Source organism: Rugamonas rubra, from assembly GCF_900114705.1.
Taxonomy (GTDB): Bacteria; Pseudomonadota; Gammaproteobacteria; order Burkholderiales; family Burkholderiaceae_D; genus Rugamonas; species Rugamonas rubra.
Genome location: NZ_FOTW01000030.1, coordinates 34,915 through 48,089, shown reverse-complemented (window position 1 = coordinate 48,089; position 13,175 = coordinate 34,915). Strand labels below are relative to the sequence as shown.

The following is a 13,175-nucleotide window of genomic DNA, read 5'->3' as shown; positions in this document are numbered from 1 at the left end:
TGGGTTCCCGGTTCAGGCATCGAAGCGCAACACGTAGTGGCCGGCGACCATGTGGTGGCCGGGCGGCAGCAGGTAGGGCGCGTCGGCGCTGGCTTCGCCGATGGTGGCGACGAAGGCCAGCTGCTCGTCGAGGTGGTACAGCGCCTGGGTGGCGGCCAGCCGGCCGATCTTGAAGCCCTGCGCCGAGGCCTCGAAGCTGAAGGCGTTGCGCGACAGGCCGATGCGGTCGGCGCTGGCGCCGGCCGCGTCGCCATTGCCGTCCTCGCGTTGCAGGAAGCGGGGCGAGTCGAGCACGCGCAGCGCGGCCAGCATGGCGCTGCCGCGGCCGAAGTTGAAGCGCGCGCCGCTGGCGACGGCGGCGCACACCGGCTGCGGCAGGCTGAGTAGGGCGCAGTAGCGCTCGGCCATGGCGGGGGCGGCGGCCAGCAGGGCGATGGCGCGGCCGTCGACCGGGGTGAAGCTGGCCGGCGCGGCGATGCGCTGGCGGCCGGCGGCGGTGCAGGCGTGCAGCTGGTCGGCGGCGTCGACGACGAAGCTGATGGCCGGCGCGCCGGCGCCGCCCAGGGTCAGCGCCTGGTTGAACGGCAGCTCCAGCGCGCGGGCGCCGGTGTCGCGGTAACGGCTCAGGCGCGGCAGCGCCAGCGCCACCAGGCTGACGCGCTGCTGCGCCAGCGGGGCGTAGGTGGCGTCGCTCTCGCCCGGCTGGTTGAGCGGGCGGTGGCTGGCCGGCACGGCGGTCTGGTCGAACGGGGCCGGCCCGCCGCTGCGACTGTGCCACACGGCGGGGCCGGCGCCGGCCTTGGCGGCGTGCGGCGCCGGCATCACCATCGCGGCGTTCGGCGCGAGCTGCGGCGCTGCGGGAGCGCCGCCGATGGTGGCGCGCTTGGCGTTGGCGCCGGTGGAGGCCGGGAAGGCGGCGTTGATAGCGGCGTTGATCGATGCGCCGCTCGATGCACCAATTGATGTGCCTAGCGATGCGCCAAGCATTGTGCCGGCCTGGGTGGCGCCAGCCGCCAGCGCTGGAATGGACTGGAACTGTTCGGCGCCGCCGGCGTCGGCGGCCGTGCCGACGCGGCCGATCTTGAGCAGCAGGCGGGCGTCGCCGCCGTGTTTGGACTTGATGGTGTAGTGGCCGCCGCGCGGGTCGTAGCGGCAGTCGAAGGCGTCCTTGGGCCGCATCTGCACGGCCGGCGGGCTGTCCGGGCCGTCGTTGATGATGAGGACTGCACCGTCGGCGCCGAAGGGCCAGCCGGCGGCGGCGAAGCTGGCCTCGCCGTCGTCGCCGCCGATCAGGGCCAGGCGCTGGTTGGGGTAGATCGGGCAGACCGGGTGCCACACCGCGCTGTCGCGCGAGACGCTGACGTTGTAGAGGATTTTTTCGTCGGCCGCCGGCAGGTAGACGGCGTGGCCGAACTTGACCTCGATCTGGCCCGGCTCGACGGCTTCGGCGCCGACCACGTCGTAGCGCACCTGGTCGGCGCCGAGCAGGTCGCCGAAGTCCTTCTGGTGCAGCGCGGTCAGGGTCTGCGCCAGGTCGCGGGCGCGGGCGCCGCGCGTCAGGTGGTAGTCGTCGTCGACCTCTTCTTGCGGCAGCATCAGCGTGACGTGGGAGAAGCAGCGCGTGGCGGCGCGGCCCTTGTGCTCGCGCGGGCTGCGTTCGAGCAGGTCGCGCAGCAGCGGGCGGCGCGAGAACAGCGCCAGCCCGGGCGCCTGCCAGATCGCCTCGGCGTTGAAGACGTCCGGGATGCGCCCTAGCACTTCGTGTTGGACATAGATCGGCATGGTTCATTCTCCTCTAAAGATTGCGCGCTGATCGCAGCGAACGAGAGCAGGGGGAGCAGGAAAAACAGCAGGTGGCTGCCGCCGGCCGAGAGGAAGCTCATCGGTTGGCCCATGATGGGGAAGATCGCCAGGTTGGTGCCCCAGGACAGCAGCAGGTGGCCGAACAGCAGCGCGGCGCCGCCGCACAGGGTGAAGTAGCGGAAGCGGCCGGCCCAGGCCTGGCGGAAGCCGCGCGGCGCCGCGCCGGCGGCGTGGCTGCGCGCGGCGGTCCACAGCAGGCCGGCCAGCAGCGCCGCCTGGGCGGTCCACAGCAGCAGCGCGCCGAGCAGGCCGTGGCGGTTGAGGAAGAAGGCCGGCGCGAAGTCGTCCTGCACCGCCGGGATGCGCAGCGCGGCGCCGGCGCCCTGGCCCAGCGAGCGCAGGCCGAGCAGGCCGTCGCCGCCCCACCAGCCGCCCTCGGCGATGGCGCGGGCGCCCAGCAGCAGCTGTTGGCCGGTGTGCGGATGGCGCGCCGGCGCCAGCCAGACCTGGAAGCGGTCGGCGTAGAAGCCGCCGTTTTGCGGCCATTGCCCGGCCGAGTCGGCGTCGACATCGATGCTGGCCAGGCGCAGCCAGGCGATGGCGGCCGCCGCCAGCAGCGCCGCCAGCAGCGGCAGCGCCACCAGCAGGCGGTTGCCGCTGGCCAGGCCGTAGGCCAGCATCATCGCCGCGCTCCACAGCAGGAGCAGGATCAGCGGCGAGTAGTCGTCCACCTGCACCAGCGCCAGGCCGAGCAGGGCGAGGAACAGCAGCGCCGGCGCGATCAGGCGCAGCCAGCGGGCGCCGTGTTCGGCCAGCCGGCGCGGGCCGCTCTGCCAGCCCAGCCGCAGCGCCAGGCAGTGGGCGGTGAGGCAGGTCAGGGCCAGCTTGGCCAGCTCCACCGGCTGCAGGTCGAACACGCCGGTCTCGTCGCCCCACAGCACCTCGGCGGCCAGGCCGGCCAGCGCCACGGCGGCGAACACCGCCAGCGCCCATTCGGTGGCGCGCTGCGGCAGCAGGGCGCCGCGCTGCGCCGCCCACAGGCGCCATAGGCCGCCCAGGCCGGCGCCGATGGCCAGCAGGGCGCAGCTTTTTTGGTAGTAGCGCAGCCAGGAGACCTCGTTGGCGCCCAGGCCGAGGTCGAGTTGGGACAGCAGGCCGGCCGCCAGCAGGATCACGGCGGCGGCGCTGGCCAGCGTCAGGCGGCCGGGCAGGGCCAGCCACCAGAGCAGGGCGCCGCTGGCCAGCAGCAGCGAGCAGGCCGCGCTCGGCGTGCTGCCGGCGCGTTGCAGCAACAGCGCTGCCAGGCCGCACAGCAGCAGGACGATGGTGCCGAACCAGGTGAGGCGGGTGCGCCAGGGGCCGGCGTGGATCTGGCCTTGGCCGCTGGCCTGTCTGGCCGGCGGGATGGCGTCGTCGGCGCCGGTCCGGCCTTGCGCTGTGCTTGGCGCCAGGCGAACGGACGGCGCCAGCTTGGACGTCGACACGCCGCGCGCCGCCAGCAGGGCCGTCGCGGCCAGCAGCGCCAAGCACAGCGCCAAGCCGGCCCACAAGGCGCTGGACGCCGGGTTGTGCCACAGCGCGCGCGGGCGCCATTGCCAGTCCACCTGTGCCGGCAACTTGAGCTCGGCCACGTTGAACAGCGTGACGCGGCGGGTCGGTTGCAGGTTCAGTTGTTCCTCCTGCTGGCTGAGCAGCAAGCGGCTGTGGCCGGCGATGATGGCGTGCACGCCGGCCAGCGGCAGCTCCTGCTGGCGCAGGTCGGTTTGCCGCGCGCCGTCAAGCAGCAGCACGGCGCCGCGCTCGCCGTCCGGGCTGCCGGCCGACAGTTGCAGCTGGCCGCGCAGCGGGCCGTCCGCGCCGGCGCGCGCCAGCAGGGCGGCGCCGGACGTGACGCCGGCCAGCCCGAGCCGGTTGTCGCAGTGGACGTTGCCGCCGAAGGCGAGGGCGCGGGCGATGCTCAGCGGCCGTGGCAGCCAACGGTTCCATAGCGCCAGCGCGCGCGCGGCCAGGTGGGCGTCGGCGCAGGCGGGCAGGGCGTGGCCGTCGCGGTACAGCACGGCGCCGTCGTAGCGCCATTGCACGCCGTCGCGGCTGAAGGCCACCTCGTCGGCGCTGGCCGACAGCACGTCGAAGCGGTGGTGGCCGACCTGGAAGCGCTGGCCGCCGCGCAGCGCCACGCTGCCCATGCGCTGCTCGCCGGCCTCGCCCTGTAGCACCACCTGCTTGGCGGCGCTGAGGTTGCGCAGCATCCAGCCGTCGCGCGGGTCGCGCCGCAGGGTCAGATGCGCCTTGTCGGCCTGCGGCGCGGCCAGTTCGCGCTGGCCCAGCGTGATCGATTCGCCCGGCGCCAGGCGCACCGTCACGGCGGCGGGATGCCAGGCCGGCGGCGCGCGCCACAAGGCCAAGCCTTGCAGGGCGCAGAGCAGCAGGAGCAGGGCGACGGTGGCCGCTATGGCGGCGTGGCGCCGCGCCAAGGTGGCCATGCCGCCCAAAGCGCCAGACAGCCAGGATAGTGGTAGCCGTCCGCCGATCCGCGCCGATGCTGGGGCCGGCGCGCCGGCCGGCAGCGGCAGCCGGACCAGCGCAAGCAGTCGGCCCAATGCGGCCAGAATGCTCTGTGTGGCCAGTCGGCCCAGCGCAGCCAGCCGATCCGGCGAGGTGAGCGGGTGGCGCGTCGGTTTGGATGCGCGCGGCGTGGAGCGGATCGGCGCCGCCATCATGCCCCCTGGATGCTGCGCCAGGCGTTGCCGGCGGTGGGCCGGCCCATGCCGTGGATCAGCTCCTGCACCGGCGAGGCGCCGCGCGCCGGCAGGCTGCCCTGGATGGCGGCCAGCATGCGGCTGATCTGGATGGCGTGGCGCGGCCGATGCGCCGGGTCGGGCTGCAGCAGGGCGCGCAACAGGGCCAGCGCCGGCAGGCGCGCCTGCGGATGCGTTTGGCCGATGCGCTCGGCGAAGTGGCGCTCCTCGTCCGGCTGCAGCGCAGCCGGGATGGCGCCGCCGTGGGCCTCGCGCAGCACGGCGGCGCCGGCCGTGTGGTGGGCGCGGTAGGCCGAGCCGCAGTCGGCGCAGAAGCGCAGCGGCACGCCGCCGGTGACCAGGAAGTAGAACAGCGCGCCGAGCGAGAAGTAGTCGCTGCCGGCGCCGCTGGCGTAGCTGCCGTCGGCGCCGGGGAAGAACTGCTCCGGCGCCTGCCAGTTGGCGGTGCCGGCGTAGGAGTGCAGCGTGGCGCCGCCCAACTCGCGGTTGGTGCCGAAGTCGGCCAGCTTGACGCTGCCCAGCAGCGGATCGAGCAGCACGTTGGCCGGCTTCAGGTCGAGGTAGCGCCAGCCGTACTGGTGCACCTTGGCCAGCGCCTGGTTGAGCTGGCCGATCCAGGCCAGCGCGCGGCCGAAGGGCAGGCCGGCGCCGCTGGCCTTGAGCGCGGCGACGTGTTTGCCCAGGTCGGTGGCCATCAGTTCCAGCGCCAGCACCGGCAGGCCGTCGTGCCAGCCGCTGTCGAGCAGGCGCACGATGTGGCGCTCGTCCCACGGTTCGAGCGACTGCAGGAAGGCGATCTCGTTGCTGGCGCTGTCGATCCAGCGGGCGCGCTGGGCCGGCAGGGCGCGCGTCATCTGCTCGCGGTTGATCAGCTTGATGGCCACGTCTGGCGTGGCGCGCGGCCCGCTGGCGCGCCAGATCACGCCGTAGGCCGAGCCGGCGATCTGCTCGCGCAGGCGGTAATGGCCCAGCTCCAAAGTGATGATTGCGTCTGCTGTCGTCATGCGGCCCCCGGTGGCGCTGTTCTGTCGCGGCGGGCTAGCGGGGGGATGGGGAAAGCGCGCCGGCGGCGGCCGGCGCTATGCGATGGCGGCGCCGGCCCGGCGCCGCCGCTCTACTGGTTGACCAGCTGGACGACGAACAGGCGGCCGCTCGGCTTCTTCGACGTCAGCAGCTGGGCGCCGTCGGTCAGCGCGACCTTGCCGCCGACCGGGATCGGCGTCTTGGTCTGCACCTCGATCAAATCGGGCATGCCCTCGTTGACCAGATACCAGACGTTCTGGTGGAAGACGAAGTAGCCGACGCGGCGCTTCTGCTCCTCGCTCAGGCGCTCGTTGGGGGCGATGTCGCGGTCGATATGCCATTGGAACAGCGACTGGTTGGTGTAGACCATCAGCCGGTGTCCCTCGGGGCGGAAGGCGCCCTCCTTGCGCGAGGAGTACAGGTTGAGCACCGGCAGCGGGCCGACGAACGGGGTCTGGCAGAACGGGCAGACCGGCTTGGTCTTGTTGTCGAAGACGAACCACTTCTGCTCGCAGGCGGGGTTGGCGCAGGGTTGCAGCAGGTCGACCGTCTTGACCAGGGCGTTTTCCCACTCGTCGGCGGTGGGCCGCTGCGCCGGGTCGGCCAGGCCGCTGGTGAAGGCGCGCGTGAACAGCTCCGACAGGTAGGGGCCGACGACGTGGTAGGGCAGCCGCGCGGTGTCCTTCCAGGGCAGCTCGAAGGCCTTCAGGTTGGCCGTCTTGATGCGGTTGGAGATGTCGGTCGGGTGTTCGACGAACAGCGCGTTGGCGCCCATCGACAGCTCCTCGTCCTTGTGCGGGTCGTTGACGTCGTGCACCTTGTCGCCGCGCAGCGGGTGGCGGAACAGCAGGTACATATAGATCAGCACGGCCAGGGCGTGGCGGTCGGTGCTGATCGAGGGCAGCTTGCGCTGCGGGTCGTTGCGTTCCAGGTGGGCCGTCATCACGCACTCGGGCGCGATGAAGTCGGGCGTGCCGACCACCTCGGGCGGGAATTTGCCGGGCACCACCAGGCCGTCGATGTCGATCAGGCAGGCGCGCCCGGTGGTCGGGTCGATCAGCACGTTCTTGTAGCTCAGGTCGGAGTGGGCCAGGCCGGCCGCGTGCATGCGCCGCACGGCGCGGGCGATCATCAGGCACAGCTTGATCTGGCGCATCCAGTCGCCCAGCTCGCGCGGGTCGAGGAACTTGTTGCGGTTGGACGGCGAGGCGAACCACTTGCCTTCCTTCTCGCGGCCCTTGATGCCGAGCATGTCGTTGTTGCGCGAGCCGTGCTTGAAGAAGAAGTCGTCCTCGTAGAACGGGGCGACGACGCCGACGCGGCCCTCGTGTTCGAGCATGGTGGTGGGCCAGCAGAACAGCTTTTTCCAGTACTCGCCGCCGGGCTGGTTGAGGATGCGCTCGCGGTAGGAGCCGGTGATCATGGCTAGGCGCTCGCGCAACGCGGGATCGGCTGGGCCACGGAAGAAGGCCACCACGTACTTGCCGGTGGGGGAGAAGTAGACGTCCTTCATGCCGCCCGAGGCTTTCACCTCGTCGTAGAACTCGATGGTGGAGCCGTCGGCCGCCGTGACGCTGACTATCTTCGTCATGCCTGTAACTCCTTAATGGATGATGGCGATCGTGCGATCGTCGTGGTTGCCGGCTGACCAAAAGTCCAGCCAGTCGAGCAGCTGTTGTTGCGGCGCGGCGGCGTCGGCCGCCAGCGCGCCGGTCTGCTCCAGCTCCTGCCACAGCTCGTCCCACACGGCGGCCCGGGCCAGGCGGGCGTCGGTTTCGAACTTGGGGTCGGAGACGCCGTCGCTCATCAGCACCAGCGCGCTGTCGGTGTCGGTCAGGGCGAAGCGGGTGCGGCGCAGCAGCGCCTCCTGGCTGACCTCGCCCGGGTCGAGGAAGCGGGTCTGGCCGGAGTATTCGCCGCTGTCGACCTCGCCCAGCAGGGTGACGCCGTCGCGCTTGCTGTAGACGCCGACGGCGCCGTCGCCGACCCAGTAGGCGACGTGCAGCGTGCCGAAGGGGTAGCGCTTGCAGGCGGCGATCAGCGCCGTGCTGGAGTAGTCCTTGTAGCTGGTTTGCGGGTCGCCCTGCGCCGCCACTTCTCGCACGATGGCCTTGACGGCGTAATAGGCGGCGTGGCCGACCGTGACGAACAGTTTGCCGTGCAGGGTTTGGCGGGCCAGCTCCTTGGTGGCGTCGTCCGGCGCCTGCGCCAGCAGGGCGCCGTAGGCTTGCGCCGCCTGGTCGATGGCCTGGCCCTCGGCGCCGTCGAGCGTGCGCTGCAGGTGCTGCAGCGCCTCGGCGCAGATCAGTTGGGCGCCACGGCGGGAGAACTTGGCGCTGCCGGCGCCGTCGGCGACCACGGCGACGTGCCAGCCGGATTGCGGCAGGTGGGCCAGGCTGAAGTCGTCGTCGCGGAAGCTGCCGACGTGGGCGTGCGAGCGGCCACGCTTGCTGGCGGCGACCAGCTTGAGGGCGCCGGCGTCGATGAAACCGCTGTCCTCGTCGGGCTTCCAATAGACGTCGTCGCGTTTGGACGGCAGGTTCTGCCACATGCTGCGCGGGTCGGCGTTGACCAGCAGCTTGACGCTGGCGCGCCGCTCGGCGCCGCCGGGCGGGCCGTCCAGGCGGTAGGCCAGCTCGATGTCGTAGTCGCCCGGCAGGGCCGGCGTGCCGCTGATGGCGCCGCTGGCCAGGTCGGCGTGCAGGTCCAGCGTGGTCGGCACGGTGATCCTGGTGTAGCGGATCGGCGGGGCGCCGGCGGGCAGGACTTCCAGCGAGTGTGCGTAGGCCTCGCCGGCGCGCGCGTTGCGCAGCCGGAAGGTGAGGGCGGGCGGTTCGGCGGCCGGCGGCGGCAGCGCTTGGGCCGGCGCTGCTTGAACTGGCGCCGGCGCCGGCGCGGCGGTGGCAGCCGGCGTCGCTGCTGGCGCCGATACGTCGACGGGTACGGCTGCGGGCGTTGCCGCCGGTGATGGGGCTGGTGGTTGGGCTGGTGTGTTTGCGGTCATGGCTGCGGACGTGGTTGTGCTGGTGGTGGCCGGCGACGGCGAATCGACGTTAGCCGATGCTGCCGAGGCGCTCGTTGCCGCCATTGCGGCAGGCGGGAGGGCCGGCGCCGGTACTGGCGCCGTCGCCGTTGCCGTCGCCGTAGCTGGGGATGCTGGCGCGGGCGCGGCCGCCATTGCTGGCTGCGGAGGCGCGGTCGTGGTCGAAGGCGCTACCGTTGCCGTTGGCGCAGCTGCTGCCGTCGCTGCCGCCGTGGCCGGCGGCTTGGGCGCGATCCCCGGGCTCAGCTCGTCCAGCGTCATCGGCCGCACCGTCGGCGCGGCGGCGGGGCGCGAATGGCGGAAGCTGGCCAGTTGCTTGCGCAGCTTGTCGTCGAAGACGCGGATCAAATTCATGCAGTCGTCGCTTTGCAAAAAAGCGTCGACCACGTGGAAGTCGTCGGCCACCCTGGCTTCGCCAATCAGGTGGAGCCGCACGGCGAGTTTCAGTTGCTCATTGCCGGACATCGATTGCACCTCCTAGCCGCGCGAGCGGGCGACATCGAAACCCTCGCCGTCGCCGGCGGTGAAATTGCAGGCCTTGCCGCAGCCGGGGCAGGTGGCCGGCCCCTCGCCACGGATGCACATGATCTGGCCGCAGCCGCACATGGCGAAGCCGATCGGGTTGCCGCAGTGCGGGCAGCCGGGCGAGCCGACCAGGGCGTCGGTGTTGACGGTGCGCAGCAGCGCGCGCGCGTCCGACAACTCGTCGTAGTCCTGCTCCATGGCGAACACGCCGGTCAGCTTGTACAGGTCGACCTTCATGTCCAGGCCGCCCTGGCCGAGGTGGTGCAGGTTGCGCTCGTACTTCATCAGGTAGGGCAGGGCGTTGGTCTGGCAGCGCCCGGTGAGCACCACCAGGTCCTCGTCGACCGTGCCGGCGTTCTCCAGCGCGCCGATCTTGCGCATGATGCCGTCGTCGAGCTTGGCCAGGTTGACGCCGCCGCCGGCCGTCGCCACGCTGCGGCTCTGCGCCGCCACCGAGCGCGAGACCCAGTCGACGAAGCGCTTGAAGTCCTCCTCGCCGTTGACGTCGAGCGACAGCACGTTCTCGGTGAGCCGGTGCAGCACCGGCAGGGCGGCGTGGGCGCCGATGCCGATGGCCACCAGCGTGACCCGTTGCGCGTACTTGGCATGCCAGCGCTTGAGCGCCGGCTCGATGTCGTCGGTCGGCTTGCCGTCGGTCATCAGGTAGACCACCGGCCGCCAGTCGCCCTTGCGCTCGGCGCTGCCGGCGACGATGTTGCGGTCCAGCTCGTCCATCAGGTGCTCGAGGGCGGCGCCCAGCGAGGTGCCCGAGCCGGCCGGCAGGCGCGGCGGGTAGAACAGGGCCAGCTCGGTGAGCGGGGTCAGCGTGCGCGCCTTGCCGGCGAACACGATGGTCGACAGGAACACGCTCTCCAGCGCGTGCGGGTCGGTGCGCAGGGTGGCGATCAGCCGGGCCAGGCCCTGTTGCAGGTGGCGCAGGTTGGCGCCGACCATGGATTCGGAAACGTCGAGCAAGAGGTAAATCGGCAGGCGGCGCATATCAACTCCCCGGCGCGGTGTGAGATGGACGGCTCATAGGACGATCTGCACTTCCGGCGGCGGCGGCGGCAGCTCGGTGGAGGCCTGGGTGCCGGCGCTGGTGGTGCTGGCGGTGACGGCCACGGTGACCCACTGGAAGAACTTGGAGAAGCCGGTGCTGTCCATCTGGTCCAGGCTGACCACGTGCTCGGTCAGCTGCTTGAGCTGGTCGGGCGTGCTCTTCGGCCCGGCGGCGCAGGCCACCACGGTGCCGAAGCGGGCCTGCTGGACGCGCCCGATGGCCTGGTTGTAGGCCTCGGTGTCGGACGGCTTGCCGTCGGTCATGATGAACAGCAGCGGCCGCCAGTCGCCCTTTTGCTCGGCGCTGGTGACGCGGATGTCGCGCGCCACCATGTCGCAGATGGCGTGCAGGGCTTCGCCGAGGAAGGTGGGGCCGGACTCGGGGCAGGTGATCTCGGGCAGGTTGACGGCGTCGAGCGGGGTCAGCGGCAAGACCTGGTTGACCTTGCCGTCGAAGGTGACGATGCACAGGTGCACGCTTTCCAGCGCGAACGGGTTTTGCCGCAGAGAGGCGAGAAAGGCTTGCAGGCCCACGTTGACGGCCTGGATCGGCTCGCCGCGCATGGAACCCGAGGTGTCGAGCGCGAGATAAACGGGTAAACGGCGTACGGTCATGGTGCCCCCTGGATGGAAACTGGCATGGGATGGAGCTGCGCCCCGGCGCGCCAAGGCGGCGCCGGGGGCGGATGGCGGCGGCGCTGGCGCCGGCCGCGACAACTGTGGCAGCGGTTTAGAGCACCACGTTCACTTCCGGCGGTGGCGGCGGCAGGTCGTCCAGGCCGGCCGCTTCCTTCTTGGCCAGGTCGACCTTTTGGCTGGTGGTAGCGATCGAGGCGCTGACCCACTTGAAGAAGGCCTTGATGGTGTTGCTGTCGGCCGTGTCCAGGCGCACCACGGAGTCAGTGATGCGCTGCAGGTCGGTGACGTTGGCGGCCGGGCCGGCGGCGCAGGCGATAAAGGCGCCCAGCTTGGCCGCCTTGAGGGCGGCGATGCCGGCGTCCAACTCGTCGGTGGCGACGCCGTCGGTCATCATGAAGACGATCGGCTTCCAGTCGCCTTTTTGCTCGGCGGTGGTTTTGGCCACCTCGGCGGCGGCGCGCACGCACAGCAGGTCGAGCGCGGCGCCCATCGAGGTGGTGCCGCTGGCGGCCAGCACGGGGATCTGGAACTGGCCCAGCTCGGTCAGCGGCACCACTTGCTGGGCCGTCTCGTTGAAGGTGATGACCGACAAAAACGCCGATTCCAGCGCGTGCGGGTCTTGCCGCAGGGCCGACACCAGCGTTTGCATGCCATTGCGCACTGCCTCGATCGGTTCGCCGCTCATCGAGCCGGACGTGTCGAGCAGTAAGTATACGGGTAGCCTTCTCATCGTTTCTCCAATTGTTTAAGCGCTGTCATGAAGCGGTATTGAATTGCTGCTGCATATTATAAGAATCGGCGCAAGACGGTTGTTCCATTTACTCGCTTGCCGGCTATGTACAGGCAAGCGGGATTGACATATATTACTGGAAAGTTTCCGTGTTGCAAAATATTTTTGCCCACGCTTCCGAGCGCCCACATGGGGATTAACTTGTGTTTTGCAAGTGTTCTTCGCTAGTATTTTTTTGGATTTGATTGCACTGGTATTTTAAGCTATTCTCCGTCGTCGCCCGTCCGCGGCCTGTGCGCGCCGGGGCGGGAAAAAAGAGGAGCATGGTATGGCAATTAGTTTGAGCAAGGGTGGCAACGTCAGCTTGTCGAAGACCGACCCGTCGGTCGAAAAGATCCAGATCGGCCTGGGCTGGGAGGCGCGCTCGACCAACGGTGCCGATTTCGACCTCGACGCCAGTCTGTTCATGGTGCAGGCCAGCGGCAAGGTGCGCGGCGACCACGATTTCATTTTTTATAACCAGTTGAGTTCGACCTGCGGCGCCGTCCAGCACACCGGCGACAACCGGACCGGCGCCGGCGAGGGCGACGACGAGAGCCTGCAGGTCACGCTGGCCATGGTGCCGGCCGAGATCCAGCGCCTGGTGGTGGCCGTCACCATCCACGACGCCGCCGCCCGTGGACAGAATTTCGGCATGGTGCGCGAGGCCTTCGTGCGCGTGGTGAACAGTGTGAGCGGCGTGGAAATCGTCCGTTTCGACCTGTCGGAAGATTATTCCACCGAAACGGCATTGATTTTCGCGGAAGTATACCAACATAATGGCGAGTGGAAATTCAAGGCCGTCGGCCAGGGTTATTCCGGCGGACTGGCCGCGCTGGCGATCCAATATGGCGTGGACGTCGCCTAGTTCCGCGCTTTTGGAATGCGGCAAGGTGATATTCCCGCCGGCAAGCATTAATTCTTTTAAAAACTTTTAACGGGAGTTCAGTATGGCGATTAGTTTGCAAAAAGGCGGCAACGTCAACCTCAGCAAGGAAGCACCGGGCCTGAGCAAGGTCGTGATCGGCCTGGGCTGGGACCCGCGCGCCACCGACGGCGCCGGTTTCGACCTCGACGGCAGCGCCTTCATGCTGAAGGCCGACGGCAAGGTGCGCGGCGACGCCGACTTCATCTTCTACAACAACCTGAAGTCGAGCGACGGCTCGCTGACCCACGCCGGCGACAACACCACCGGCGGCGGCGACGGCGACGACGAGCAGCTGACCATCGACCTGGCCCTGGTGCCGGCCGAGGTCGAGCGCATCGCCTTCTGCGTCACCATCCACGAGGCCGAGCAGCGCAAGCAAAACTTCGGCATGGTGGCCAAGGCCTTCATCCGCTGCCTGAACGGCAACGGCAACGCCGAGCTGGCCCGCTACGACCTGTCCGAGGACGGCTCGGTGGAGACGGCGATGATCTTCGGCGAGCTGTACCGCGCCGGCGCCGAGTGGAAGTTCAAGGCCATCGGCCAGGGCTTCAAGGGCGGCCTCGGCCCCCTGGCCCGTTCCTTCGGCGTCAACGCCTGATCGTTCCGGCGGCAGCACCGCGCCGGCCG

General features: G+C 70.2%; 10 protein-coding genes. 2 read left to right on the top strand and 8 right to left on the bottom strand.

The features are described 5' to 3' along the window. Positions 1–12 precede the first annotated feature (12 nt). The 8 genes from BM252_RS25890 to BM252_RS25855 all read right to left on the bottom strand — a co-directional run bounded on the left by BM252_RS25890 (position 13) and on the right by BM252_RS25855 (position 11,581). On the bottom strand, positions 13–1,782 hold the full coding sequence (locus BM252_RS25890; RefSeq protein WP_245774452.1) for a hypothetical protein: 1,770 nt from the start codon (positions 1,780–1,782) through the stop codon (positions 13–15). Continuing rightward, entirely contained in the window at positions 1,752–4,286 is a 2,535-nt protein-coding gene (locus BM252_RS25885) for an FtsW/RodA/SpoVE family cell cycle protein (protein WP_093390580.1), read from the bottom strand. The genes BM252_RS25890 and BM252_RS25885 overlap by 31 nt, the downstream gene beginning before the upstream one ends. A 233-nt stretch (positions 4,287–4,519) precedes the next feature. After that, positions 4,520–5,566: a protein kinase domain-containing protein gene (locus BM252_RS25880; RefSeq protein WP_093390554.1), complete on the bottom strand. Its 1,047-nt coding sequence runs from the start codon at positions 5,564–5,566 to the stop codon at positions 4,520–4,522. A gap of 110 nt (positions 5,567–5,676) precedes the next feature. Further along, positions 5,677–7,176, bottom strand: a complete 1,500-nt coding sequence (locus BM252_RS25875) for a helix-hairpin-helix domain-containing protein (RefSeq protein ID WP_093390553.1) — start codon at positions 7,174–7,176, stop codon at positions 5,677–5,679. A 12-nt stretch (positions 7,177–7,188) separates the two neighbouring features. Then, positions 7,189–9,093: a PP2C family serine/threonine-protein phosphatase gene (locus BM252_RS32055; protein WP_093390552.1), complete on the bottom strand. Its 1,905-nt coding sequence runs from the start codon at positions 9,091–9,093 to the stop codon at positions 7,189–7,191. A gap of 12 nt (positions 9,094–9,105) precedes the next feature. After that, positions 9,106–10,152 (bottom strand): TerY-C metal binding domain-containing protein, encoded by a 1,047-nt coding sequence (locus tag BM252_RS25865; RefSeq protein ID WP_093390551.1) that lies wholly within the window; start codon positions 10,150–10,152, stop codon positions 9,106–9,108. 33 nt (positions 10,153–10,185) lie between these two features. Beyond that, the gene (locus tag BM252_RS25860; protein WP_093390550.1) at positions 10,186–10,827 is read right to left on the bottom strand and encodes a vWA domain-containing protein; all 642 of its coding nucleotides are present in this window, start codon (positions 10,825–10,827) and stop codon (positions 10,186–10,188) included. Positions 10,828–10,942: 115 nt separating this feature from the next. Continuing rightward, positions 10,943–11,581: a vWA domain-containing protein gene (locus BM252_RS25855; protein WP_093390549.1), complete on the bottom strand. Its 639-nt coding sequence runs from the start codon at positions 11,579–11,581 to the stop codon at positions 10,943–10,945. A gap of 328 nt (positions 11,582–11,909) precedes the next feature. Between BM252_RS25855 and BM252_RS25850 the strand changes: the two genes are divergently transcribed. Continuing rightward, positions 11,910–12,488, top strand: coding sequence for a TerD family protein (locus BM252_RS25850; RefSeq protein WP_093390548.1), 579 nt, complete (start codon positions 11,910–11,912; stop codon positions 12,486–12,488). 82 nt (positions 12,489–12,570) lie between these two features. Beyond that, complete coding sequence (locus tag BM252_RS25845) at positions 12,571–13,146, top strand: TerD family protein (protein ID WP_093390547.1); 576 nt, start codon at positions 12,571–12,573, stop codon at positions 13,144–13,146. Positions 13,147–13,175: the final 29 nt, after the last annotated feature.